Here is a 26,159-nt window from a genome sequence, read left to right as displayed (position 1 = left end):
TACACCTGTATAGAATGATTCATCGAGTGGAATTTTAAGCATAAACATTATGAAGGAGAAAAAAGCTCATGAATCTTTTTGAAATGACCATTGCAATTCTGATTGTGGCAATTCTTGCGTTTTCGCTCTTTTATACATTGGTTGTTGGAAGGCGGCAAAAAGCAATAGATGGTGAATTTGATTCCCAGATTGCTGATCACGTTCAAAAAAATGTCTATGCCAAAAATCCAGTCTTTCTTGCTTATGGAATATTCTTTGCGTTACTATTATTTATCATTTTTTTCATTGCCATCACTTTTTATTAAAAGGTCTCAGAATTCTAAAGAGACCTTTTTTATTTTCGAAATAAAAAAAATTCCTGTTTTCTTGAATTTTTGTTTGGACAAATTAGAAGCATTATTTTATGCTTTTAATATTGGCAAGTAAAAAGGCACAAAAATACTTGTAAAATAATTCATTAGGATAGAAACATGTCTATTGCAAAACATAACGATAGAAAGTTTGTTTGTGTTCGAAAGGAGACGAAAAGCTATGTCACAGCTTCAAGGTATATTAACAAGGTTAAAAAACCTACAAGAACAATCAATTAATGGTGAACCTGCTCAACGGTATTTTGAGGTGAATGGGGAGAGAAAATGTCAGGTGACCTATCACCCTAAAACGGAAACATTTGAATTAGAAGTATATAATGAAAAGGAAAAGCCGAAGCGTTATCAATTTGATAATATCGATATGATTACAATTGAAATCTTTGATTTAATTCAATAGGAGCCATTTGGTTCCTTTTTTTTCGAGTTTTAAGGGTTTAATCTTTTCACAGTCATCCGCTAACTATGATAAAATAGGATTGAAGAAATACAAATGTTGAGGAGTTATCGGCTATGATCAGTCTTCCCAGCGGAGAGTTTTTAGAATTAACAATTAAAGATTTATTGATCCCCTCAGAGCGGGTTGCGCATGTACAAGTTGGCAACAGCCTTGAACATGCTCTCTTAGTGTTAACGAAAAGCGGTTATACCGCAATTCCGGTATTAGATCCGCATTACAAACTTCATGGGCTTATCAGTACACCCATCATTATGGATTCCATACTTGGGCTTGAAAGGATTGAATTTGAGCAGCTGGAGAAAAAAAGGGTGGAAGAGGTAATGAAAGTGTCTATTCCTCGGATAAAAATTTCTGCATCATTTCAAATTTGCCTTGATTTGCTAGTAAATCATCCGTTTCTCTGTGTGGAGACAGATGATGGTTTTTTTGCCGGAATTTTACCAAGGAGTACGGTATTAAACCAATTAAATAGAATCGTGAAGAAATCCAAATGAAACGAAATTTGTTCAGGCTCCCTTAATAGGGAGCTGTAATTTTTTCTGAAGTTAGAGGTGTTTATATGGGGGAGGAAGTTAAGCAGTCAGCACAATCTAGGAAGCAAACAAAAAAGCCGCTCGTATTGGCTTCGGTTATGCTGGCAATGTTTATGGGGGCAATTGAAGCGACAATTGTCTCAACGGCGATGCCGGCCATTGTTGCAGATTTAGGTGGCTTCACTTTATATAGCTGGGTGTTTTCTGCCTATTTATTAATGAATTCAGTTACTGTATTAATTTATGGTAAGCTTTCTGATTTGTTTGGGCGCAAACCGATTCTCACTTTTGGTATTATCATATTTTTAATTGGCTCAATTCTTTGCGGTTTTGCCACATCGATGCAAATGTTAATTATTTTCCGTCTAATTCAAGGATTTGGTGCGGGGGCTGTAGCCCCTATCGCCACCACTATTGTCGGTGATATCTACACTCCAGAGGAAAGGGCAAAAATTCAAGGCTATCTTTCAAGTGTTTGGGGGATTTCGGCCATTACCGGTCCTGCTATTGGCGGCCTGCTGGTACAGTATGTTAACTGGAAATATGTATTCTGGATTAATGTTCCCCTGGGAATTCTTTCTTTAGTTGGTTTATGGTTGTTTTTACATGAAAATGTCAAGCACAAAAAACATGAGATTGATTACTCCGGCGCCGTTTTATTAACCATCACCATATCATCGATTATGCTTCTGCTGGTTGAGGGCGGGAGCAGATGGACATGGGGGTCCTGGCAGGCTGTGAGTTTATCGGCTTTAGCTATAGTTACAATGATTGCTTTTGTCTTTCAGGAAGGACGGGTTAAAGAACCGATGATGCCATTTTCAATTTGGAAAGAAAGGCCCATTTTTATTGCCAATATCGTTTCATTGACAACAGGAATCATGTTAATTGGTATTTCTAGCTTCTTACCGACATTTGTGCAAGGTGTAATGGAGCAGACGCCCATTGTGGCTGGATTTACCTTAACGGCGATGTCGATCGGCTGGCCGATTGCCTCAACTCTTTCAGGAAAGATGCTCTTGACTCTTGGTTATAGAAAAACCTCCGTGATCGGGGGCGTATTTCTAATAGTTGGAAGTATCTTTTTTGTAATGATGACAGCTTCTTCAGGTCCTGTTTGGGCTGCTGTTGGTTCCTTTTTAGTAGGAATCGGAATGGGATTAACCTCAACGGCATTTATTGTATCCATCCAGAGTACTGTAAGCTGGGAACAACGCGGAATAGCCACGGCAGCGAACATGTTTATGCGAAATCTTGGAAATACAATTGGCGCTGCTCTCTTAGGTGGAATCCTTAATAATCGAATGGTAAATTTTTTCCAACAGAAAGATTCAACTCTTACAGTTGATGATGCTAATAAGCTGTTAAAGGCAGACGAACGTGCCCATTTGCCAAGCTCTGTTAGAACGATATTACAGGATGGATTGACAAATTCTTTGCATTCTGTTTACTATGTTGTTTTTGTGTTTGCTATTATTAGCATGTTGTTCATCTTATTTATACCGAGAAAAAATAAACGCCCTATATAGGCAGTGAAGGTTTTTTTGAAAGGAGATGTTTTAAGTGTCCTCATTATCTGAATTTCAATTACTTGCTGTGTTAGCTCAAGAAATGAATATGCGAAAAGCATCTGAACGTTTATTTGTATCACAGCCGGCTTTATCCCAGAGACTGCAAACGATTGAAAAGGAATGGGGGACGAAGTTGTTTATTCGTTCGCAAAAAGGACTGTCTTTGACCCCTGCCGGTGAACTGGTGATTGAATTTGTTAATGATGTTCTTAAAAAGGAAGAGAAGGTCCGTGAGAATCTTTATTCACTTCAATCAGGCGTTTCGGGAACCTTAAGAATTGCAGTTGCCTCTATTGTCGGACAAAATTGGCTCCCGGAGGTTTTAAAAAAATTTGTTGATAAGTACCCTCAAGTAAAAATATCACTGATCACAGGGTGGAGCAGTGAAATATTAAGATGTCTATATGATGACCAAGTACATATTGGAATTATTCGAGGGACTCCTGATTGGAAGGGAGTAAAGGTCCATCTCTTTAAAGACCCGCTTTATTTAGTAGACAGGGACATAACAAAGCCTGAACAAGTGTTAAATACTGACCGCCCCTTTATTCAATTTAAAAGTGATTCAAATTATTATCAGGAGATCCAGGATTGGTGGATGATGAATTTTAAAACTTCGCCAAAGAGGACGGTTGTTGTAGATCAAATTGAAACATGCAAACAAATGGCTTTTAATGGTATTGGATATGCTATATTACCCGCCATTACGTTACCCAAGGGTGGTCAAAGCATTTTTAAAATTCCTCTTGTTGACGAGAATAACATTCCCGTAGCGAGGGATACTTGGTTATTGGGCTATGAATCTGCCTTCCAGTTAAAACAGGTCCAAGCGTTCGTGGACATTGTAAAAGAACATATTTCTGAATCCTCTGACCTTTAGGAGGATTTTTCTTGTGTTCACTGCCTTAGTTTGTTAAAGTATTTTTTAGTAAGTTATAGGAGGACAAATAAATGATGGATGCACATGAAATTATCTCTTTTATCCAAAATAGTAAAAAATCAACACCGGTTAAAGTATATCTAAAAGGTGATATGGAAGGTATTGACTTTGGGAGCAATGCTAAGTCCTTCATCACTGGCTCTACTGGAGTTGTTTTTGGAGAATGGTCAGAAATTGAAACCGCTCTAGAAGCGAATAAAGAAAAAATTGAAGACTATGTTATCGAAAGCGACCGTCGAAATTCAGCTATTCCTTTATTAGATACAAAGCATATTAATGCTCGAATTGAGCCGGGTGTTACGATTCGCGATCAGGTGGAAATTGGTGATAATGCTGTTATTATGATGGGCGCAGTAATTAATATTGGCGCTGTCATTGGTGAAAAAACAATGATTGATATGGGAGTTGTACTTGGCGGTCGAGCTACTGTTGGGAAGAACTGCCATATTGGTGCTGGAACAGTGTTAGCTGGTGTAATTGAACCGCCATCTGCAAAACCGGTTATCATAGAAGATGATGTTGTGATTGGTGCTAATGCAGTGGTCCTTGAAGGTGTAACAGTAGGTAAAGGAGCAGTTGTAGCAGCTGGTGCCGTTGTCACTCAAGATGTTGCTCCATTAACAGTAGTCGCAGGAACCCCTGCAAGAAAAATTAAAGATATCGATGAGAAAACAAAATCTAAGACAGAAATCATGCAAGAATTAAGACAAATATAATAATCAATAACTATAAGCGTGGAGCTATTCCACGCTTCTTTTTGAAGGAGAAGAAAAATGAATAGCTTAATTAAAATACGTCGTGACCTGCATCAAATTCCTGAACTTGGATTCCAGGAATTTAAAACACAGGCATATTTATTAAACTATATTCAATCATTACCTCAAGAACGGCTTTCAATAAAAAAATGGAAGACTGGATTATTCGTAAAGGTTCATGGGGTGAAGCCAGGAAAAACAATTGGTTATAGGACGGATATTGACGGTTTGCCAATAACTGAAGAAACGGGTTTGCCGTTTTCCTCTACGCATGAAGCGAAAATGCATGCCTGTGGACATGATTTTCATATGAGTATTGCACTAGGTTTGCTCACACATTTTGTCCAAAATCCGATCGCTGATAATCTTTTATTTATCTTCCAGCCCGCAGAGGAAGGGCCTGGCGGTGCAGAGCCAATGCTGCAATCAAAAGAAATGCAGGAGTGGATGCCTGATATGATTTTTGCCCTGCATATTGCTCCGGAATATCCGGTTGGAACTGTAGCAATTAAAGAGGGGTTATTATTTGCTAATACTTCCGAGTTATTTATTGATTTAAAAGGTAAAGGCGGGCATGCCGCCCTGCCGCACCAAACCAATGACATGGTGATTGCTGCATGTGCTCTTGTTAACCAATTACAAACAATTGTTTCCCGAAATGTCAATCCACTTGACTCAGCAGTGATAACGATTGGAAAAATTACTGGGGGAACCGTTCAAAATATTATTGCTGAAAATGCAAGACTCGAAGGGACGATCCGGACATTAACACCAGAATCAATGAAAAAAGTAAAACACCGTATTGAAGCGATTGTGAGCGGTATAGAGACTGGCTTTGAGTGCGTGGCGAAAATTGACTATGGGTCTATGTATTATCAAGTTTATAATCATGAGGAATTAACAAAGGAATTTATGGATTTTCTTAAGGACGATCTAGAGGTTCAGCTAATCGAATGTAAGGAAGCAATGACTGGCGAAGATTTTGGTTACCTGTTGAAGGAAATTCCAGGATTTATGTTTTGGCTTGGCGTTGACACTCCATATGGTCTCCATCATGCAAAGCTAAACCCAAATGAGGATGCTATTGCAGCTGCGGTTAGAATTATGACAAATTATATAACATTTAAGGGTAATTGATAACAGGGATAAAAGTCATTTTATTTTATTGTTATGGGTAATTATGCTAAAATGATGGAGAATATAGGGAAAATATGTTACATATCGTCGTTTATTCTTCCATAGACAGGGCAAACTGATTAAGGGGAAATGAGGAAGCATATTATAATTAATATTTATTTAAATTAATTATAATTTAACATTGACTCAAAATAAGAATTAGCCTATAATGAAACATGTAAACAAGATAGCAAATGAGAATTGCTATAAAAACTCATTTTATCAATATACTTTGGAGGGATTTTAAAATGCCAGAACGTATGGTAGGTAAACAAGCTCCACGTTTCGAAATGGACGCAGTATTACCAAATAAAGAATTTGGTAAAGTTAGCCTTGAAGAAAACATGAAAAATGACAAATGGACAGTATTGTTCTTCTATCCAATGGATTTCACATTTGTATGCCCAACTGAAATTACAGCATTGTCTGATCGTTATGAAGAATTTGATGATTTAGATGCAGTAGTAATTGGTGCTTCTACTGATACAATCCATACTCACCTTGCATGGATTAAAACGGACCGTAAAGAAAACGGTCTTGGGGATTTGAACTATCCTCTTGCTGCTGACACTAACCATGTGGTTGCGCGTGATTATGGTGTGTTAATTGAAGAAGAAGGTATTGCACTTCGCGGTTTATTCATCATCAGCCCAGAAGGCGAATTAATGTATTCTGTTGTTAACCACAACAATATTGGCCGTGATGTTGATGAAACATTACGTGTACTACAAGCATTGCAAACTGGCGGCCTTTGCCCAGCTAACTGGAAGCCTGGACAAGCTACTCTTAACGTTTAATTAATTAATTTAAAAACAGATAGACCTAACCGTATTGTGTTAGGTCTATTTTTAAAATTAGGGGGTATTAAAATGAAGCTGCGCGAACCAATGCCAGAATTAAACGGTGCAACTGAATGGCTGAATGGGCAAGTAACGAGAGAAGAACTAGTCGGAGAAAAGCCAACTCTTATTCATTTCTGGTCAATTAGCTGTCATTTATGTAAGGAAGCAATGCCGCAGATTAATCAATTCCGTGACCAGTATCAAGATAAATTAAATGTAATTGCAGTTCATATGCCACGTTCAGAGAATGATTTAAATCTAGAAGAAATCAAGCAGGTTGCTGCTGAGCATGGGATTACTCAGCCAATCTTTGTCGACAGTGAGCATAAATTAACGGAAGCTCTTGAGAATCAATATGTACCTGCCTACTATGTATTTGACAAAGACGGAAAGCTTCGTCATTTCCAAGCAGGTGGAAGCGGTATGAAGATGCTTGAAAAACGTGTTAACCGTGTATTGGATGAAATGGAGAAAGCAGAATAACTGAGCATATAAAAAACTGTTCGTTTTATTAAACGGGCGGTTTTTTTATGTTTAACTGGCAAGATATTGTAACCAATATTCCTTTTCCTCGTCGGTAATAGTAACCGATGATTTTAATAGGATAAAGGGGTGTTATAAGGTTGAATAAACTCAAAAAAATTCTATTTTTTATGTTCCTCACATTGCTAATTGCTATGGCCGGGTGCAGTTCAAGTAATAGTAAAGAAAGTCAAGACTCGATGGACTCTGCCAAAAGTATGGCCGGAGATAGTACTGGTTTAGTGTCTAAAAATGAGGATCGGGCTGTGGTGGAAAATAAAACAGAAGCTTCTAAAATCCCTCAGCAGACGAAAATGGTTATTTATCATGCAGATTTGCGTTTAAGGGTAAAGAAATTCGAACAAACTGTCCGAAACATCGAAGAAATGGCAGCAAAATATGGCGGTTATATCGCTGAATCTAATATAACAAGAGAGGGGAAAGAGCAATTAAGCGGGATGATTACCATTAGAATACCGCAAAAGCATTTTCAAGATTTTCTTGATGATGCAGAAGGTAAAGCCGCAGAGGTTCTCCAAAGAAATATAACCGGCCAGGATGTTACAGAGGAATATGTAGATTTACAGTCCCGGTTAAAATCAAAAAGAGTAGTTGAAGAACGATTACTATCTTTTATGAAGAATGCAACGAAAACAGAAGACTTATTAAAGATTTCAAATGACTTAGCAGTTGTTCAAGAAGAAATTGAAACGATTGAAGGGAAAATAAAATATTTAGAGAACCAAACTTCCTACTCGACTGTTACACTTACTCTTTATGAAAATCAGGTTATTGTTCCGGATATTGGAGATGATCAATTAAATACTTGGGAAAAAACAAAAAAGCAATTTATGAAAAGTACCAATTTATTATTAACTGGTATTTCAAGCTTAGTTGTCTTTATTTTTGGGAATCTGCCTATTCTGGTCATTCTACTCTTGATTGGCGGGATTATTTATTATTCATATAAGAGAAATAAGAACAGTAATAACCAGCGTTAGAAAACTTATGTATATAGCGAAAAATGATATTAAAATGATACAATAAGAGATAATTGAAATTGTTGGGGGAGTTTTTGTGAAAAAAAGTTTTGCTGTTATAGGTTTAGGCAGATTCGGTGGAAGCATTTGTCGTACCTTAACGGATGAAGGAATGGAAGTACTAGCTATAGACGTTAATGAAGAGCGGGTTAATGAATTTTCAATGATTGCCTCTCATGCAGTAGTTGGTGATACAACCGATGAAGCGGTTCTGAAGAGCCTTGGAATCCGCAATTTCGACCATGTCATTGTCGCTATTGGTGACGATATTCAATCGAGTATTCTAACCACCTTAATATTAAAAGAATTAGGGGTGGCTTGTGTTACCGCAAAGGCCCAAAATGATTATCATGAAAAAGTATTAAGAAAAATTGGGGCTGACCATGTAGTACATCCGGAAAGGGATATGGGTAAGAGAATTGCCCATAATATGACGTCAAGCAATGTCGTCGATTATCTTGAACTTTCAGATGAACATAGTATTGTTGAAATTGTTGCTAATAGAAAGCTTGGCGGACATACGATTATGGATATGGATATTCGTAAGAAATATGGATTAAACATTGTTGCCATTAAACGTGAAGAGGATATTATTGTATCCCCGCTGGCAACAGAACTGATTCATACAAATGATGTTCTCATTGTGATCGGAACAGATAACGATATTGACAGATTTGAAAAGAAGGTAATGGAATAAAGGAATAATAAAAAAAAGAGAAGCGATACTTCTCTCAGGCTGTCGAAAAACTTTCGATAGCCTTCTATTTTAAACCCTTTCTTTAACAATTCACCGCGTTAATTTATTATAATATTATTAATATATCGGCTTCTCAACAAGTCTGTTGATTGGAGCCGAAGGTGTGAAGACTTCTGCGAGAGTAAGGGGCAGGGTAGACCCCGCAGGCGCTCAAGCGTTGAGGAGGCCCCGCGGAAAGCGAAGCACCGGGAGCGGAAATCAACTGGCCCTTTAGCAGAGACAATCAATAAAATTTTATAAAAAATCGGTGTTTAGATTCTTTAGATTCTAATAAAATAAAAAAATTGCCGAGAAAAATACCCTTTCTCGACAATCCGAAAGAAGCGAATGCTTCTCTTTTAGTATTAAACTTCCATAATGATTGGCAAAATCATTGGTCTGCGTTTTGTTTTTTCATAAAGGAATGGTGCTAGTGTGTCAGTAATTTCATTTTTAATTTCCGACCATTGGCTTGTTTTACGTTCCATAATCTTATTTAAGTGCTTCGTGATTAAATTTTGAGCATCGTTAATTAAATCCCCAGATTCTCGCATATAGACGAATCCGCGAGAAATAAGATCCGGACCGGAAGCAATCTTGAATTCCTTCATATTAATGCTTACAACGACGATAACCAGACCTTCTTCAGAAAGAATTCTTCTATCTCTTAAGACAATGTTCCCAATATCTCCAACACCGCTGCCATCAATATAAACAGAGCCTGATGGGATTTTTCCAGCGATTTGGGCTGAAGAATCGGACAGTGCTAAAACTTCCCCATTATCCATAATAAAGCAATTTTCTTCTTCGACACCACAGTCAACAGCGGATTTTGCATGCATTTTCTGCATTCGATACTCACCATGAATCGGCATGAAGAATTTTGGCTTTATTAAGCGAAGCATCAGCTTTTGTTCTTCCTGCCCACCATGCCCAGAAGTATGGATGTTGCTTAATTTTCCATGGATTACATCCGCACCAGCTCGATATAACATGTTGATGGTTCTGCTGACACTTATCGTATTCCCTGGAATTGGTGATGAAGAAAATACGACCGTATCGCCAGGTATAATCTGAATCTGCCGGTGGGTCCCATTTGCAATTCTAGATAATGCTGCCATCGGCTCACCTTGGCTGCCAGTACACAGAATCGTTACTTTTTCTACAGGAAGGCGATTAATTTGTCCCGCTTCTATAAACGTATCCTTCGGCGCTCTAATATAGCCTAAATCTAAACCAATATTAATGGCAGCCTCCATACTCCGGCCAAATACAGCAATTTTTCGTCCGTTTGCGACCGCTGCTTCGGTAACCTGCTGCAAACGGTGAATATTAGATGCAAAGGTAGCAAAAATGATTCGTCCATTTACTTTACGGAAAATATCCTGAATACTTTCTCCGACTCTTCGTTCAGACATTGTAAATTCCGGTATTTCACTATTGGTACTGTCAGAAAGTAAACAAAGGACACCATCTCTCCCGATCTCAGCCATTTTTGTTAAGTTTGCAGGTTCTCCTACAGGAGTAAAATCGAATTTGAAGTCACCTGTATGCACAATTTGTCCAGGGGGAGTTTTAACGACGATTCCATATGAATCTGGAATACTGTGAGTTGTCCGGAAAAAGGTAACAGATGTCTTACGGAACTTTATCACGTCATCTTCTTTAATTTCGATCAATTTGGCATTCCGCAGCAAACCATGCTCTTCTAATTTATTCTTAATTAATCCAAGTGCAAGCTTACCCCCATAGATGGGGATATTAACTTCCCGCAGCAAATAGGGGATACCGCCAATATGATCTTCGTGGCCATGGGTAACAAACAGTCCTTTGATTTTTTCCTCATTTTTAACTAAATAAGTATAATCAGGTATTACATAATCAATACCTAAAAGTTCATCTTCTGGAAACTTTATTCCAGCGTCAATTAAAATAATTTCATCCTGAAATTGTACTCCGTACGTGTTCTTGCCGATTTCGCCTAATCCACCAAGGGCAAAAACAGCAGCTTGATCATTTTTTACAAATTTCATAAAATATCAAATCTCCAATACTTTAAAGTCTTCATTTTGTTGTTCATATTCTAAATAAGCTCCTTTTACTTCTTGAATTAATTCAATATTATAGCCGCGATCCGCAACCTTTGAATAAACTTCTCTAACTGATTCTGCTTTAACAAAAATTGTTTTTGTCTTCTCTCTAACCGGTACTTCACTTTTAGATTCTTGAAAATATACTTTAAAAATCACAGCAATCTCGCTCCTTATAAAATCATAACTTTTTCTATTATATAAAAGATTTTCATCTTTTTCATTTATTTTCTTGGAATTATTAGCTCTAATGTGAAAAACTATGTAAAAATAGAATCACTGTTTATCACTTTACAATAACGAAGGAGCCCTTCGCAACTTTGAAGGGCTCGAAAAAGTTTTAGTCCAGCCAGCGCCTAGCCCTCTGAGGTTAGACAATCCGTCCAAAAGGTAAAAAAACAAACCTATCGTTCCGCACGTATTATGCTTATCGGGGCAAACTAAGGCGTTTACACTTTTCTTATGCTATTGATTTTTTTCGCAGTAAATCATTCCACTGTTTTAAAAGCTTTTTCCTTAGCTTCTTTAACATAGTGGATCAACTCCTTACTTTTATTTTAAACGTTCCTTGTCCAATGTAAAGCCGACTATGACAAAATATTGAAACTTTTTTACTTTAATAAATAACAGCTCTGAATTTTTCCGTACATTGTTCTTGTTTTTACTATTATTATATGATGAAAACGCGGATTATCTCGTGGATAATAATGGAATTCAAAATAAGGAAAATTGACTTTCTGAAGTTTATGGTTTAGCTTTTTTAAAGGGATGAACCATAATAAACAATTAAATATGTGCCTTAAGGAGGAGAGACCTTTTATGAAAAAAATTGTTTTTTTCGATATAGATGGTACATTGCTTGATCATCAAAAAAATCTTCCCGATAGTACCAAGAAAGCAATTCGCAAATTAAAAGAAAACGGTATTTTTACAGCTATTGCTACTGGAAGGGCGCCGTTTATGTTTGAAGGCCTGAGGGAGGAGCTGGATATTGACTCATTTGTTAGTTTTAATGGTCAATATGTTGTTTTTGAAAATGAAGTAATATATGAAAATCCAATATCACCATTAGAATTGGAGAGATTTTCAAGAGAAGCAGATCTCAAAAACCATCCACTTATTTTTATGGATGAAAAGACAATGAAAAGCAGTGTTAGGCACCATCCTTATATTGAAAAAAGTCTGGCAACTCTGGGTTTCCCTCATCCAGAGGAAGATTCCGCTTTTTTTCACAATAAGAAAATTTATCAAGCACTCCTTTTTTGTAAGGAAAATGAGGAAAGGGAGTATTTCTACGGGTATGACAAGTTTCACTACATCCGCTGGCACCCATTCAGTGTAGACGTTTTACCAAGGGGCGGTTCAAAAGCAGAAGGGATAAAGAAGCTGATTGAGAGGCTAGGATTTGCTTTAAAAGATGTCTATGCCTTTGGTGATGGGTTAAATGATTTAGAAATGTTAAAAGCTGTCGGATTCGGTGTAGCAATGGGGAATGGTGTCTCTCAAGCAAAAGAAATCGCTGATTTTATAACAACAGATGTATCAGAAGACGGCATATGGAATGGTTTGAAGGAATTAGAATTAATATAAAAAAACCCGGTTTTTAAAGCCGGGTTTTTACCTTTCAATCTCTATTGCCCCATCAAGTGGTTTAAATGGATTTACTTTATCAATATGATCATAGAACATAATTCCATTTAAATGATCAATTTCATGCTGAAAGCAAATAGCAGGCAATCCTTTTAAGCGAATCTTTACCTCTTCACCATCAGCGTTGAACCCTTTTACAGTTACCCGCGCATATCGTGGAACATATCCCGGAAAGGATTCATCTACCGAAAGACATCCTTCCCCGGATTTTAAATACGCTTTTTCAACTGAATGGCTAATAATTCTTGGATTAAATAAGGCGTAGCTATAAAGCTCATCTCGATCTCCGGTGACATGTACAGCAATCATCCGTTTTGATACATTGATTTGTGGTGCAGCCAGCCCAATACCAGGGCGTAATCCATATTTTTCAGCGACCTCATTATTTTGACTATTAATGACATAATCCAAAAGACTGTTTAATATTTGTTTATCTTCTTCAGACGGCGGCATTATAACCTCTTCAGCCGTTTTTCGTAGCGTAGGATGGCCATCTCGAATGATATCATCCATTGTTATCATGTCGTTCACTCCTGTGATTCAAATAAATTAATATGCAAATAGTCTACCAAAGAATTTGCAAAATGTTAACAAAAGTATGGTTCTTGACCAATTTGTTTGTAAAACGGACAATGTATCGTTATAGTAAAGATGGGCAAGGAGGAGTGTAAAATGGCCTACAAACGAAAAAATGAATTTATTTTAGCGTTAATTGCGATTATTGTCATTTTATCAGGCTGTACCGAGAAAAATACAGCTGTTGAGGATATCTATCAAGTATTAGAACAGACAGTTACTAAGGAAAAAGTATTTGCAGAGCAGCAGGAGCCGCTTGTCGAATTGGAAAAAAAGGAAAAAGAGATTTATGATCAAATTATTCATATGGGAATGAAGCAATACGATGAGATTGTAAAGTTATCCAATCATGCCATTTATTCTGTTGACAAAAGAAAAGAATTGATGGAAAAAGAAACAAATAGTATGAAAGAATCCGAAAAAGAGTTTCAAAAAATAGATAACCTTAAGGTGAAATTAGAGGACCCCGAACTACGGAAAATCACAGGTGAATTGTCAGATATCATGATGAAAAGATATCGGATTCATGACGAACTATATAGTGAATATAGTAATGCATTAGAAAATGATAAAAAATTATATGAAATGTTTAAAGACAAAAACCTTCCCCTCCCGGACCTTGAGGAACAAGTAAATAGGTTAAATGAAATCTACAAACGTATTTCCGCAGCTAATCAAAAATTCAATCAACTTACAGAACAATATAATGACAAAAAGTTATCATTTTATAAACAAGCAGGACTCAAAGCAAAAGAATAATGACATTTAGGAATCGGCTCATATAAGCCGATTCTTTTCTATATTATAACAACAGCGAAAAACATGAAATTTTATATAACAGTTTTGGTGTATTTATTAATACAGATGATTTAAAAAGCTATATAATTAATAAGTTATTTATGGTGAAAAATTATAACACTAAGTATTTGACGGAGTGAAGTGAATGATGTAAACTCAAAATATGTTTAACAATTGTATTAATATTTATTTATGTAAAATTGATACAGTATAATTTCCTTTAAGATAGTGATTTTCGGGTTTTAACTTAACTTATCTGTGATAAGCTAACAAATAAGATGAATCCAAATTTCACTAAAAAGGTCCAGGATTCTCCAGAAATAATCTGAATGCTTTTATTCATATTTTGGGGCATTCTAACAAAGGTGGATTATTTAAATTAAATTTAAATAGAAAGGACGATGTGACAAGATGGCTTCAAAAACGCAAAACGCCTCGTTAGATGCAAAAAAGACGCTCGGAGTAGTTGAAGAACAATTTCAAACATTGCAAATTCTGAATGAGGATGGAGAAATTGTAAATGAGGCTGCAATGCCCGACCTTTCGGATGAACAGCTTCAAGAGCTTATGCGTCGAATGGTTTATACACGTATTCTTGATCAAAGATCAATTTCATTAAATAGACAAGGGCGATTAGGCTTCTACGCTCCAACTGCTGGTCAAGAAGCATCCCAGCTCGCAAGTCAATTTGCACTTGAAAAAGAAGACTTTATTTTACCGGGATATCGAGATGTTCCACAATTAATCTGGCATGGTCTGCCTTTATACCAAGCCTTTTTATTCTCTCGCGGTCACTACCAAGGAAACCAAATTCCTGAAGGAGTTAACGTATTGTCGCCACAAATTATTATTGGTGCTCAATATATTCAGGCAGCTGGGGTTGCTCTTGGAATGAAAAAGAATGGTGCGAAATCCGTTGCCATTACTTATACAGGTGACGGCGGTGCTTCCCAGGGAGATTTCTATGAGGGAATTAACTTTGCGGGTGCTTTCAAGGCTCCAGCCATTTTCATTGTGCAAAACAACCGATTTGCGATTTCGACTCCAGTTGAAAAGCAATCATTAGCAAAAACAATTGCACAAAAAGCAGTTGCTGTAGGAATTCCAGGAATTCAGGTTGATGGTATGGACCCATTAGCGGTGTACGCAGCTACCCGCGAGGCACGTGAACGCGCTATTAATGGGGAAGGTCCTACATTAATTGAAACATTGACATATCGTTATGGACCGCATACGATGGCCGGTGATGACCCAACCCGTTATCGTACTGCTGACCTTGATAATGAATGGGAAAAGAAAGACCCAATTGTTCGGTTCCGTAAGTTCTTAGAAAAGAAAGGGCTTTGGAGTGAAGAAAAAGAAAATGAAGTAATTGAACAGGCGAAAGAAGACATTAAAGAAGCAATCAAAAAAGCGGATGCTGCTCCTAAACAAAAGGTTACTGATTTAATGTCCATTATGTTTGAAGAAAAGCCGAACTACTTAAAAGAACAGTATGAAATTTTTCAAGCAAAGGAGTCGAAGTAAGTCATGGCTCAAATGACAATGATCCAAGCAATTACCGATGCGCTCCGTACGGAATTGCAAAATGATTCAAAAACATTAATCTTCGGAGAAGACGTGGGTGTGAACGGCGGGGTATTCCGTGCGACGGAAGGACTTCAAAAGGAATTTGGCGAAGATCGTGTATTTGATACACCGTTAGCGGAATCTGGAATCGGTGGATTATCAATCGGACTAGCACTTCAAGGGTTCCGTCCGATTCCTGAAATTCAATTCTTTGGTTTCGTTTTTGAAGTTATGGATTCTATTGCCGGACAAATGTCCCGTATGCGCTATCGTTCAGGCGGACGCTACCATATGCCAATTACTGTTCGTTCTCCATTTGGCGGCGGTGTTCATACTCCTGAACTTCACTCAGACAGCTTAGAAGGCTTAATGGCCCAAACTCCTGGTTTAAAAGTTGTTGTACCATCAACACCATACGATGCAAAAGGATTGTTACTATCATCTATTCGTGACAACGATCCGGTTATTTTTCTTGAGCATTTAAAGTTGTACCGTGCGTTTCGTCAGGAAGTGCCGGAAGAAGAATATACAATTCCGCTTGGAAAAGCTGATGTAAAACGAGAAGGCACTGATTTATCAATTATCACTTATGGTGCTATGGTTCATGAATCATTAAAAGCTGCGGATGAATTAGCAAAAGAAGGCTATTCTGTAGAAGTTATTGATTTACGTACAATCAGCCCGCTGGATATTGAAACAATTATTGCATCTGTAGAAAAAACAGGCCGTGCTATTGTCGTACAGGAAGCGCAGAAGATGGCTGGTGTTGCCGCAAATGTTGTGGCTGAAATCAATGATCGCGCCATTCTAAGTCTAGAAGCACCAGTCTTGCGTGTAGCGGCACCCGATACCGTTTATCCTTTCTCACAAGCAGAAACTGTTTGGCTGCCGAACTATAAGGATGTAATCGAAACGGCTAAAAAGGTTTTAACATTTTAATGAAAGGGGAAATAGACAGAGTGGTCTGTTTCCCTATTAGGCTTTAGTATAAAGCAAATAACTCGGAAAAATAGGAGGAAAAACCTAATGTCATTTCAATTTAAAATGCCTGACATTGGTGAAGGTATTCATGAAGGCGAAATTGTCAAATGGTTTATTAAACCAGGTGATAAAGTAAAAGAAGATGATGTGCTTTGTGAAATCCAAAATGATAAAGCAGTTGTGGAAATCCCTTCTCCAGTAGAAGGAACAGTAATTGATGTTCTAATAGGCGAAGGAACTGTAGCAACTGTTGGACAGGTTCTTGTTACCTTTGATGCACCTGGTTATGAGGATTTGCAATTTAAAGGGGACCATGGTGAAGAAGAGTCGAAACAGGAAGCTGCACCGGAAGCTGCTCCAGCCCCTGAAGCAAAAGAAGAAACAGTATCACAACCGGCAGCCGCAGCACCTGCTAAGCAAGCCGAAGTGGATCCAAACCGCCGCATAATTGCAATGCCTTCTGTGAGGAAGTATGCACGTGAAAAAGGTGTAAATATTCAATTGGTGGCTGGAACAGGTAATAATGGCCGGATTATGAAAGATGATATTGATGCATACTTAAATGGAGGCGCACAAGCTGCTCAAACAGCCCCTGCAGCTGAAGTGAAGGATGAAGTAGTAAATACAACTGAAAAGGCTGCAGCTCCTGGTATCCCACAAGGGCAGTATCCTGAAACTCGTGAAAAATTAAGCGGAATTCGCAAAGCAATTGCTAAGGCAATGGTTAATTCAAAGCATACTGCACCGCATGTTACCTTAATGGATGAAGTAGATGTTACGAAACTTGTCGCACATCGTAAGAAATTCAAAGAAGTAGCTGCTGGAAAAGGCATTAAGCTAACATTCCTTCCATATGTGGTAAAAGCTTTAACAAGTGCATTACGTGAATTCCCAGTGTTGAATACATCTATTGATGATGCAGCAGGTGAGATTGTTCACAAGCATTACTATAATATCGGTATTGCTGCTGATACTGAAAAAGGTCTATTAGTACCTGTTGTTAAAGATGCTGACCGTAAATCTGTATTTACGATTTCACAGGAAATCAATGAATTAGCAGATAAAGCCCGCAGCGGTAAGCTGGCTCCTGATGAAATGAAGGGCGGATCTTGCACAATCAGTAATATTGGTTCGGCAGGCGGTCAATGGTTTACTCCTGTCATTAACCATCCAGAGGTAGCCATTCTAGGTATTGGCCGTATTGCTGAGAAACCAATTGTCAGAGACGGAGAAATTGTTGCTGCTCCTGTATTGGCGATCAGTTTAAGCTTCGACCATCGAATGATTGATGGTGCGACTGCTCAAAATGCCATGAATCATATTAAACGATTACTAAACGACCCAGAACTATTGTTAATGGAGGCGTAATAAAATGGTAGTTGGAGATTTCCCAATAGAAACAGATACTATTGTCATCGGTGCCGGACCTGGGGGATATGTGGCTGCAATACGCGCTGCACAGCTCGGACAAAAAGTTACCATTGTTGAGAAGGAATATATGGGCGGTGTCTGCTTGAATGTTGGATGTATTCCTTCAAAAGCAATCATTGCAGCTGGCCATCGTTATGAAACTGCAATGCACTCTGATCAATTCGGCATAAAAGCAGAAAATGTAACAGTTGATTTTTCCAAAGTTCAACAATTTAAAGCTGGTGTGGTGAAGAAGCTAACCGGCGGTGTAGAAGGTCTGTTAAAGGGCAATAAAGTTAATATTGTCCGGGGCGAAGCGTTCTTTGTTGATAGTAATTCATTACGGGTAATGGGTGAGAATTCAGCTCAAACCTATACATTTAAAAATGCGATTATTGCAACAGGTTCACGTCCAATTGAACTGCCTGCGTTTAAATATTCCAAACGCGTACTAGACTCTACTGGTGCACTTAACTTACAAGAAATCCCGCAAAAAATCGTTGTTATTGGCGGCGGTGTTATTGGTGTTGAGCTAGGAGGAGCCTATGCAAACTTTGGCAGCCAAGTTACTATTCTGGAAGGCGCGGATGAAATTTTAGGTATGGGTGTGTTTGATAAACAAATGGCAGCCCTTGTTAAGCGCAGCTTAAAGAAAAAAGGTGCCGAAATAGTTACTAAGGCGATGGCTAAAGGCGTTGAAGAAACTGAAAACGGTGTTGTAGTAACATATGAAGCTAAAGGTGAAGAAAAGAAAGTTGAAGCTGATTATGTATTTGTAATGGTTGGTCGTCGTCCAAATACAGATGAAATGGGACTTGAACAAGCCGGTGTTAAAATGAGTGAGCGCGGAATCATTGAGATCGATAAACAATGCCGCACCAATGTCAGCAATATTTATGCAATCGGTGATGTCGTCGCAGGTCCTCAGCTGGCACATAAAGCATCATATGAAGCAAAAATTGCCGCTGAAGCAATTTCTGGGCATCCATCAGAAATTGACTATTTAGGAATTCCAGCTGTTGTATTCTCTGATCCTGAGCTTGCATCAGTAGGCTATACAGAGCAGCAGGCGAAGGATGAAGGAATTGAAATTACAGCAGCGAAATTCCCGTTTGCTGCAAATGGCCGTGCTTTATCTTTAGACAGCACAGATGGGTTCTTGAAACTAATTACCCGTAAGGAAGATGGCCTTGTCATCGGTGCACAAATTGCCGGTGCGAATGCCTCTGATATGATTGCCGAGCTTGGTCTTGCTATTGAAGCCGGCATGACTGCAGAAGATTTAGCTATGACCATTCATGCTCATCCAACTTTAGGCGAAATCACAATGGAAGCAGCTGAAGTCGCTCTTGGAACGCCAATTCATATTGTTAAATAAGGAAATAAAGTCCTTTTCGTGAACTTGCGGAAAGGACTTTATTTTTATTTTTCCCTTAAACAATAAATTGGAAAATTCGGTAAAGGACATTCATATATATTAAAATAATGTCCTTATAAAGTGGTGATAATATTGAAGGTCTATGTTGTTATGCTGTTGCAGTTTATTATATGGAGTGGTTATACTTTGATTGAATGGCTTTCAAAGCATGATCAGTTGATTTATAAAGTTATCATGTTTTTTGTCTTTTTTTATTTAGCATTTATTATTGGAAACAAAGTAACCAAATCGGTACGGAAAACGTTTTTTATTACTGCCTTGAGCTTGCTTGTATACACTTCTATTCATTATACAATGGCTTTATTTATAAATTAAAAAAAGCTCCATTTAGGAGCATTAAGATTACTTTCTCGGGTAATAATACATGATTCTTCCGTTAAATAGGTGAAGCTCTCCTTGAAGTTTTTTTGCAAGAAATTTACAAAATTCATTGGCTTTTCCTTTATCACCAAAGGTAGATTGTTCAGGAAGTGTTACTTGAATGTAAACTTGTTCCTTCTCTTCCTCATCCTCATTACGAACAGTTTCTTTATCGACACCAATTAAAATAACGTTATAGCGTTCATGTCCAGATTGTAAATAGAACCATTTTCCTTTGCCCTCTTCTGTTTCTTTGATTTCATATGGCAGGGCAGCGTTTTCAAATTGCCAATCTAATTGGTCGCCAGTTTTTGATGTAATATTTTTATAGTAATGGAATAAGTCTTTTACCTCTTCAATTGAAATTGTTTGTTTTGCAGATGAAGGCACAAGTTTGATAAATGCGTTTTCCGCCATCATCATTTCCCCCCTATTAGCCGATAATATACATCCTCTTTTATTCTAGCATTGAATAAATGGGGCTACAACTTATATAAAAATAATTTGTTTATTTTCTTGTAATTAGGGACGGGTTGAATTATAATAAAATTCTAAATATTTAAAGAAATGGAGGAGCCAAATGGAATTATTTGATAAGCTCTATGATGAGCATGAAAAAGTAAAAGTAAGGTTTATTGGATTCACCACGGAACATACCCGCTATGACTTCGGTATTGTTTACACCAATATGTTCTTCGGAAAGCCTCTGGTTGTCTGTATGCAAACTGGTCGTTCAACCCTCCTCGATCCTATGGATATTGAAGATATTGATAACCTTCAAACTTTATTCCGTATTCCTGATAAACAGCAAGCTGCTGATTTAGCTGAGTTTTTTAAAACATCACTGCCGGGAGTGCCATTTGTCACACAATATGATTATGATTAAAAAAAGGCTATTAAGCCTTTTTTTTTGCCCGTTTCTACTAATGTGACATACAATTTAGGCTTGAAAAATCAAATGTGATATATTATTATATTCTTAAGGATGTTTTAAACGCTTTCATAAGTGAGTTTATTTCCATAATGAAAAGGGGATAGTAACAATGGGTACAATTGTATGTCAAACATGTAACTCAACCATTGATCATTTTGAGGATGAAAAGGTAACAGTTCTTTATTCAAAATGTAATTGCTGCTGCGACCATCATACAGAAAAAGAAGCGTAAAACTTAATAGTATATAAATAAAAAACAGGATTCTCAACGAAAGAATCCTGTTATTTTTTATATTTTGTTATAAAATAGCTTTATACTCTTTAATGACGCGAATTGTTTTTAAATCATCATCTTCAGGTCCTTGAACAGGCAGACCTGCTTCAAGGTTTTTCTTTATATAATGGAGATTTTCCTTAGTCATGATTTCCCCCGGTATAATAATTGGGATTCCTGGCGGATAAACCATCACAAATTCAGCGATAATTCGGCCTTCAGATTCCTCAAATGGAACAACCTCAGTCTCAGAATAAAAAGCATCTCTAGGAGTTAATGCTAGTACAGGTATCTCCGGAAGCAAGACCTCTACTGGTTCAATTTTCTCTGCACGATGTTCAAATTCACATGCTAGATCCTTCAGAGCATTCACAAGCATATTAGCTTCATATTCTGTGTCGCCAAACGTCACTATACAGAGAATGTTATAAAGATCAGATAATTCCACTTCAATATTATGTTTTTCCCTAAGCCATTTTTCAACCTCAAAACCTGTCAGACCTAAATCTTTAACCGATATGATGAGTTTCATTGGATCATAATCATAAGCTGCTTTTGATCCCAAGATTTCTTCACCGGCACAATAAAGATGATCAATTTCATTTATTTGCTTGCGGATGCTTCCTGCTAAACGAATGGTTTTATCTATTAAGTCTCGGCCTTTAACAGCTAATTGCTTACGTGCTGTATCCAAGGAAGCAAGCAGCAAATAGGAAGTAGAAGTGGTTGTCAGCATGCTAAGGATAGATTGAACATGTTTGACTGATACGAGTCCTTCTTTAACATTTAGAACGGAGCTTTGAGTCATTGAACCGCCGAGCTTGTGAACACTCGTTGCCGCCATATCAGCGCCGGCCTGCATCGCCGAAAGAGGTAATTCATCATGAAAATGGATATGAACACCATGAGCCTCATCAACAAGTACCGGTATATGATAGGAATGGGCAATTTCAACAATCTTTTTTAAATCGGCTGAAACCCCAAAATAAGTTGGATTTATAACCAATACAGCCTTAGCATCAGGATGCTGCTCGAGTGCCTTTTCCACTGAATCTGTGGTGATTCCATGGGAAATTCCTAATTCCTTATCTATTTCTGGATGAATAAAAACTGGAATGGCACCTGAAAAAACAATGGCTGACATAATGGATTTATGAACGTTTCTTGGGACAATTATTTTTTCACCTGGTCCGCAAACTGCCATTACCATGGTCATGATGGCTCCGCTTGTACCTTGAACAGAAAAGAATGTATGATCTGCACCAAAGGCCTTTGCCGCCAATTCTTGTGCTTCTTTAATCATTCCTTTAGGATGGTGCAGGTCATCTAGGGGTCCAATATTGATTAAGTCAATTGAAAGGGCATTATCACCGATAAATTGACGAAATTCCGGATCTATTCCTGCCCCTTTTTTATGTCCGGGAATATGAAATTGAATCGGGTTTCTTTTTGCATGTTGTAATAATCCGCTAAATAACGGTGTTTGGTTTTGCGACAATTTAAATCCACACCTCTTTATTTGAAAAGTCATCTTAATTAACAAAACAAAAAACAAGTGAATTATAGCATTATTCGTATCTATTGCATAGGAGTTTTCCTATTTCTTTTTTGTTTAGTTTCTCAAACGAAGAGAAAATTAATCTTTTCAGTGGAATTTACATATAGTTACAAAATGAATGTTGCAAGATACGGAACAAATTCGGACAAAGTGGGGAAAATAATGATAAGATAAACTTATTATTAGTTTTAGCTAGAAGGTGAAGTTATGGAATATCAATATCCAATTGATTACAACTGGTCAACAGACGAAATTATTGATGTAGTTAAATTTTTTGAGGCGATAGAGAAGGCTTATGAGTCAGGTATTGAACGTGATGAACTGCTGAATGCATATCGCCGTTTTAAAGAAATTGTCCCTAGTAAATCCGAAGAAAAGACGATTTGCGGAGAATTTGAAGAAATAAGCGGCTATTCTTCCTACCGGACCATCAAAAAAGCAAAAGAAGCCGTTACAGGTGTAAAAATCACTATGCGGTAAGAAAGACAGAGCTTCCGGAACAATTCCGGAAGCTCTGTTTTTATTTTAATCCCATGGAAGCTTTATATAATGGTATGACCTTTTGAAAGACATCGTTAATTTTCTCCAGTAAGCCCTCAGAACCGAGCATAATAGCCTGGTCTCTGTCTATCGTATATCCACATAATAGCTCTGCTTTTTTTACTGATTGAAGCCGTTCAAAAATATTTTTTAATTCATCTTTTGAAATTTGTTGATGCTTAATGGTTTCGGGTTTTGTGTGATCAACCGACCAAACAAAATCCTCTGGTATTTCTTTGTATATTTTAGCAGCCTTTTTGCTGAATTTCTCCCCAATCTCGCTCTTTTGCGGAGCTTCATATATGACTGCGAACCAAATGAACAAATGTGTGTGCCATAAGCCAATTTGGAAGTGAGGCATCATTTTATAGCCTCTTTTGTTATTAGCAAAGGCTACCCACGTATCTTTAGGAGGATTAATGGTTCGTCTTGCGTGTTTGGCGACGTGGACAAACATTTCCTCCCCTGTTATGGCAGATAAGGTTGGTTCAAAATAGCTGCCTAGTGTCTCTAATTTGGGGCGAATTCGTTCCTTTAAGGCATCCATTCTTGGCTCAAGGCCATCTATTAGAAATACATCAAAATCTTCATTAGTAAAGCCGTTAAATTTCATTCTTGAACCTCCAGAACATCAATTTGTCATTTATTTTAGCATAATCCAAAAAGTTTGGCGTAATTTGTTGCCTATCTAGGTTATCGCACATATTTGTTCCAACATTTCCAAATTGCTCATAATATACAGTAAAAGAATAACCTGAAAATTTAGTAATTCCTTTGAAAGGGGAGTAGAAATGTGAAACAATTGATGAACACTTCTTTAAAAAAAGTAGGCGAAAAGGAAAGGACAGCCGTTTTACGATTAGAAATGGATTATGAATTAGCAACATTATTTGAGGCAATTGAAGAAAAGGATGAAAAGAAAATCAAACTTTGTAAACAAAAGCTTGAAAAGATCCGCCAAGAATTATTACGATTAAAGGCTTTTTAATAATTTTAAAAAGTATTATATAGCTAAGGAGCAGCAAAAGAGAATGAACCGAAGGCAAATATTGGTGTTTTAAACGAACTCCAGTTCATGAGGGGGAGTTCGTTTATTATTGGACTTTTCAGTGTTGTGTTTATTGCTTTTTTTAGGGGTAAAAAGTTGCCGCAGGTCGTAAATTTGATTAAGCTATAAGTACATATTCCGCCCGACGTGTTTCAAACTACTTATAATGGAGAGAGTTAACATTCATTGGAGGAAAATTATGAATTGGGAAAAAATTTATAACGATGCAAAGCTATGGGTAAAAGAGGCTGGAGAAAGAATTCGTTCGTCTTTTCAGCAAACTTTAACGATTCGGACGAAGTCCAATCCTAATGATTTGGTGACAGATATTGACCAAGAAATTGAGCAATTTTTCATCAATAAAATCAGGGAGGTTTATCCGGGCCATAAGATAATCGGAGAAGAAGGGTATGGCGATCAGCTGGAGCAGCTTGAAGGAATTGTATGGCTGATTGATCCAATTGATGGCACGATGAATTTTGTCCATCAGCAGAGAAATTTTGCAATTTCGCTGGGAATTTATGAGAACGGAATTGGAAAAATAGGAATTATTTACGACATTGTTCATGATGAAATGTACCATACCCTTCGTGGTACGGGTGCCTATTTAAATAATCATCCTTTACCTTTATTACCAGAACGGACCGTGAACGAATCGATTATTGCCTTAAATGCAATATGGGTCATGGAGAACCATCGTATCAATCATCAATTATTAATTCCATTGGCTAGGGATGCAAGGGGAACAAGGTCTTATGGTTCTGCTGCACTTGAGTTGGTCTATGTTGCAACCGGGAGAGTTGACGCCTATATATCTATGCGTCTATCTCCTTGGGATTATGCTGCTGGGGCGCTCCTCATCGAAGAACTTGGAGGGGTCGTAACGAATTTACGGGGAAAGAAGCTTGATTTTCTTTCAAAAGATTCGTTATTAGCTGCTAAACCTGGTTTGCACCAGGTCATCTTAAAGGATTATTTAAATAACGGAAATTGGTAAAAAGAAGCCGAATAGGCTTCTTAGGCTGTCGAAAAACTTCGATAGCCTTTTATTTTTGTGTAATTCCTTTAACAATTCACCGCGTTGATATGATATAATATTATTAATATATAGGCTTTTCAATAAGTCTGTTGATTTCCGCTCCAGGCGGCTTCGCTTTCCGCGGGCGTGCCGGGGAGTCTCCTCGGCGCTTAGCGCCTGCGGGGTCTCCCCAGCCCCGTACTCCCGCAGGAGTCTACGCCGCCTTCCGCTCCAATCAACAGTTTGTTATTTAATAAAATGCTTCCGTTCAACTAATATAAAATTAATATAAGTGGTAAACGTCGCCTATCGCTGGTTTTAGGGTTAAAATTCAAGGATCCAGTTCCACATCACTCCACGATTAGCTGGAATCATCAACATCGTTTTAAGGATACCAATATTTTTCAGGAGATTTTTGATGAGATAGTGCTTTTAGCAATGAATCATTAGATGGTTGGCGGACGTGTTATATTTACGGATTCAACACACTTAAAGGCAAATGCAAATAAACACAAGTTTACAAAACAAGAAAATGGAAGTGGATACTCGGGAATATTTTGATGATTTAAACAAGGCAATAGAAGAGGACAGAATTAAAAATGGAAAAAAACCACTAAATGAAAAGGAGGAAGTGAAAGAGACGAAGGAAATTCAAGTAAGCACAACAGACCCTGATTGTGGATTTATGTCCCGTGAAATATCTCAATGTACACGCTCAAAAAATAAGGTAAAGGTCGTTACACGACATGTATGGGAGGAGCACAAGGAAAAGATAAGGTTAAATCGTTTATCAAAATCGGGTAAAATGCTTTATAAATTCAGAAAGGAAAAAAATCGAGCGAAGCTTCGCAGACTCTAAAGAGCTGCATGGGCTTCGCTACTGCCGGTTACGGGGATTGAATAATGCAAGTGAACAAGCTCTCCTTACCGCGGCTTGCCAAAATATTAAAAAGATTGCAACACACTTGGCAA

At 37.6% G+C, this 26,159-nt stretch carries 28 protein-coding genes and 1 pseudogene; 23 read left to right on the top strand and 6 right to left on the bottom strand.

Features of this window, described 5'->3' with window-relative positions; translation table 11 throughout:
• The first annotated feature begins 68 nt into the window (after positions 1–68).
• From IE222_RS24790 to IE222_RS24740, 11 genes are all read left to right on the top strand, one after another.
• On the top strand, positions 69–305 hold the full coding sequence (locus tag IE222_RS24790) for a hypothetical protein (protein WP_191277064.1): 237 nt from the start codon (positions 69–71) through the stop codon (positions 303–305).
• 226 nt (positions 306–531) lie between these two features.
• Positions 532–768 (top strand): YkuJ family protein, encoded by a 237-nt coding sequence (locus tag IE222_RS24785; protein WP_066395438.1) that lies wholly within the window; start codon positions 532–534, stop codon positions 766–768.
• A 113-nt stretch (positions 769–881) separates the two neighbouring features.
• Positions 882–1,322 (top strand): cyclic-di-AMP-binding protein CbpB, encoded by a 441-nt coding sequence (cbpB, locus tag IE222_RS24780; protein ID WP_191277063.1) that lies wholly within the window; start codon positions 882–884, stop codon positions 1,320–1,322.
• A gap of 65 nt (positions 1,323–1,387) precedes the next feature.
• Entirely contained in the window at positions 1,388–2,890 is a 1,503-nt protein-coding gene (locus tag IE222_RS24775) for an MDR family MFS transporter (RefSeq protein WP_191277062.1), read from the top strand.
• A gap of 34 nt (positions 2,891–2,924) precedes the next feature.
• A complete protein-coding gene (gene ccpC / locus IE222_RS24770; protein ID WP_191277061.1) occupies positions 2,925–3,812 on the top strand; it encodes a transcriptional regulator CcpC in 888 nt (295 codons plus the stop codon).
• 71 nt (positions 3,813–3,883) lie between these two features.
• The gene (gene dapD / locus IE222_RS24765; RefSeq protein WP_191277060.1) at positions 3,884–4,588 is read left to right on the top strand and encodes a 2,3,4,5-tetrahydropyridine-2,6-dicarboxylate N-acetyltransferase; all 705 of its coding nucleotides are present in this window, start codon (positions 3,884–3,886) and stop codon (positions 4,586–4,588) included.
• Positions 4,589–4,645: 57 nt separating this feature from the next.
• Complete coding sequence (locus tag IE222_RS24760; RefSeq protein WP_191277059.1) at positions 4,646–5,764, top strand: N-acetyldiaminopimelate deacetylase; 1,119 nt, start codon at positions 4,646–4,648, stop codon at positions 5,762–5,764.
• A gap of 287 nt (positions 5,765–6,051) precedes the next feature.
• On the top strand, positions 6,052–6,600 hold the full coding sequence (locus tag IE222_RS24755; RefSeq protein ID WP_191277058.1) for a peroxiredoxin: 549 nt from the start codon (positions 6,052–6,054) through the stop codon (positions 6,598–6,600).
• A gap of 72 nt (positions 6,601–6,672) precedes the next feature.
• Positions 6,673–7,128, top strand: a complete 456-nt coding sequence (locus IE222_RS24750; protein ID WP_191277057.1) for a TlpA family protein disulfide reductase — start codon at positions 6,673–6,675, stop codon at positions 7,126–7,128.
• 140 nt (positions 7,129–7,268) lie between these two features.
• Complete coding sequence (locus tag IE222_RS24745; protein ID WP_223282878.1) at positions 7,269–8,168, top strand: DUF4349 domain-containing protein; 900 nt, start codon at positions 7,269–7,271, stop codon at positions 8,166–8,168.
• A 76-nt stretch (positions 8,169–8,244) separates the two neighbouring features.
• Positions 8,245–8,904, top strand: coding sequence for a potassium channel family protein (locus tag IE222_RS24740; protein ID WP_191277056.1), 660 nt, complete (start codon positions 8,245–8,247; stop codon positions 8,902–8,904).
• Between the two features lie 404 nt (positions 8,905–9,308).
• Here IE222_RS24740 and rnjA read toward each other — a convergent pair whose 3' ends face one another.
• Positions 9,309–10,976 (bottom strand): ribonuclease J1, encoded by a 1,668-nt coding sequence (gene rnjA / locus IE222_RS24735; RefSeq protein WP_191277055.1) that lies wholly within the window; start codon positions 10,974–10,976, stop codon positions 9,309–9,311.
• 6 nt (positions 10,977–10,982) lie between these two features.
• Positions 10,983–11,192 carry a DNA-dependent RNA polymerase subunit epsilon gene (locus tag IE222_RS24730; RefSeq protein WP_191277054.1) on the bottom strand — a complete coding sequence of 70 codons (210 nt, stop codon included), beginning with the start codon at positions 11,190–11,192 and terminating at the stop codon, positions 10,983–10,985.
• Positions 11,193–11,852: 660 nt separating this feature from the next.
• Between IE222_RS24730 and IE222_RS24725 the strand changes: the two genes are divergently transcribed.
• Complete coding sequence (locus tag IE222_RS24725; RefSeq protein ID WP_191277053.1) at positions 11,853–12,623, top strand: Cof-type HAD-IIB family hydrolase; 771 nt, start codon at positions 11,853–11,855, stop codon at positions 12,621–12,623.
• 27 nt (positions 12,624–12,650) lie between these two features.
• Here IE222_RS24725 and def read toward each other — a convergent pair whose 3' ends face one another.
• Complete coding sequence (gene def, locus IE222_RS24720) at positions 12,651–13,205, bottom strand: peptide deformylase (RefSeq protein WP_191277052.1); 555 nt, start codon at positions 13,203–13,205, stop codon at positions 12,651–12,653.
• Positions 13,206–13,355: 150 nt separating this feature from the next.
• Here def and IE222_RS24715 point away from each other — a divergent pair, with 150 nt between their 5' ends.
• From IE222_RS24715 to lpdA, 5 genes are all read left to right on the top strand, one after another.
• Entirely contained in the window at positions 13,356–14,018 is a 663-nt protein-coding gene (locus tag IE222_RS24715; RefSeq protein ID WP_191277051.1) for a YkyA family protein, read from the top strand.
• A gap of 450 nt (positions 14,019–14,468) precedes the next feature.
• Positions 14,469–15,584, top strand: coding sequence for a pyruvate dehydrogenase (acetyl-transferring) E1 component subunit alpha (gene pdhA, locus IE222_RS24710; RefSeq protein ID WP_191277050.1), 1,116 nt, complete (start codon positions 14,469–14,471; stop codon positions 15,582–15,584).
• A 3-nt stretch (positions 15,585–15,587) separates the two neighbouring features.
• Positions 15,588–16,565 carry an alpha-ketoacid dehydrogenase subunit beta gene (locus IE222_RS24705; protein WP_191277049.1) on the top strand — a complete coding sequence of 326 codons (978 nt, stop codon included), beginning with the start codon at positions 15,588–15,590 and terminating at the stop codon, positions 16,563–16,565.
• Positions 16,566–16,652: 87 nt separating this feature from the next.
• The gene (locus IE222_RS24700; protein ID WP_191277048.1) at positions 16,653–17,975 is read left to right on the top strand and encodes a dihydrolipoamide acetyltransferase family protein; all 1,323 of its coding nucleotides are present in this window, start codon (positions 16,653–16,655) and stop codon (positions 17,973–17,975) included.
• 4 nt (positions 17,976–17,979) lie between these two features.
• Positions 17,980–19,395 (top strand): dihydrolipoyl dehydrogenase, encoded by a 1,416-nt coding sequence (gene lpdA / locus IE222_RS24695; protein ID WP_191277047.1) that lies wholly within the window; start codon positions 17,980–17,982, stop codon positions 19,393–19,395.
• 402 nt (positions 19,396–19,797) lie between these two features.
• Here the strand turns inward: lpdA and IE222_RS24685 are convergent, their stop codons facing one another.
• Positions 19,798–20,232: a DUF1885 family protein gene (locus tag IE222_RS24685; RefSeq protein ID WP_191277045.1), complete on the bottom strand. Its 435-nt coding sequence runs from the start codon at positions 20,230–20,232 to the stop codon at positions 19,798–19,800.
• A 163-nt stretch (positions 20,233–20,395) separates the two neighbouring features.
• Here IE222_RS24685 and IE222_RS24680 point away from each other — a divergent pair, with 163 nt between their 5' ends.
• Together IE222_RS24680 and IE222_RS24675 are read left to right on the top strand one after the other, a co-directional pair.
• Complete coding sequence (locus IE222_RS24680) at positions 20,396–20,701, top strand: DUF3055 domain-containing protein (protein WP_191277044.1); 306 nt, start codon at positions 20,396–20,398, stop codon at positions 20,699–20,701.
• 157 nt (positions 20,702–20,858) lie between these two features.
• Positions 20,859–20,981, top strand: a complete 123-nt coding sequence (locus IE222_RS24675; protein ID WP_191277043.1) for a GapA-binding peptide SR1P — start codon at positions 20,859–20,861, stop codon at positions 20,979–20,981.
• 67 nt (positions 20,982–21,048) lie between these two features.
• Here the strand turns inward: IE222_RS24675 and IE222_RS24670 are convergent, their stop codons facing one another.
• The gene (locus tag IE222_RS24670) at positions 21,049–22,521 is read right to left on the bottom strand and encodes an aminotransferase class I/II-fold pyridoxal phosphate-dependent enzyme (protein ID WP_191277042.1); all 1,473 of its coding nucleotides are present in this window, start codon (positions 22,519–22,521) and stop codon (positions 21,049–21,051) included.
• A 267-nt stretch (positions 22,522–22,788) separates the two neighbouring features.
• Between IE222_RS24670 and IE222_RS24665 the strand changes: the two genes are divergently transcribed.
• Entirely contained in the window at positions 22,789–23,061 is a 273-nt protein-coding gene (locus tag IE222_RS24665) for a UPF0223 family protein (RefSeq protein WP_191277041.1), read from the top strand.
• 40 nt (positions 23,062–23,101) lie between these two features.
• Here the strand turns inward: IE222_RS24665 and IE222_RS24660 are convergent, their stop codons facing one another.
• Positions 23,102–23,734: a YktB family protein gene (locus tag IE222_RS24660; RefSeq protein ID WP_191277040.1), complete on the bottom strand. Its 633-nt coding sequence runs from the start codon at positions 23,732–23,734 to the stop codon at positions 23,102–23,104.
• Between the two features lie 180 nt (positions 23,735–23,914).
• On the opposite strand from IE222_RS24660, the gene IE222_RS24655 reads away from it, so the two are divergent.
• The 3 genes and pseudogenes from IE222_RS24655 to IE222_RS27000 form a co-directional block, all read left to right on the top strand.
• Positions 23,915–24,109: a YkzI domain-containing protein gene (locus tag IE222_RS24655; protein ID WP_191277039.1), complete on the top strand. Its 195-nt coding sequence runs from the start codon at positions 23,915–23,917 to the stop codon at positions 24,107–24,109.
• Between the two features lie 256 nt (positions 24,110–24,365).
• Positions 24,366–25,166: an inositol monophosphatase family protein gene (locus IE222_RS24650; protein WP_191277073.1), complete on the top strand. Its 801-nt coding sequence runs from the start codon at positions 24,366–24,368 to the stop codon at positions 25,164–25,166.
• A gap of 319 nt (positions 25,167–25,485) precedes the next feature.
• Positions 25,486–26,159: pseudogene (locus IE222_RS27000) on the top strand (transposase); the annotation flags it as partial.

Source organism: Neobacillus kokaensis, from assembly GCF_014656545.1.
Classification (GTDB): domain Bacteria; phylum Bacillota; class Bacilli; order Bacillales; family Cytobacillaceae; genus Neobacillus; species Neobacillus kokaensis.
Note: the sequence above shows the minus strand (reverse complement) of the source record. Positions and strands in the feature narration are given on the sequence as shown.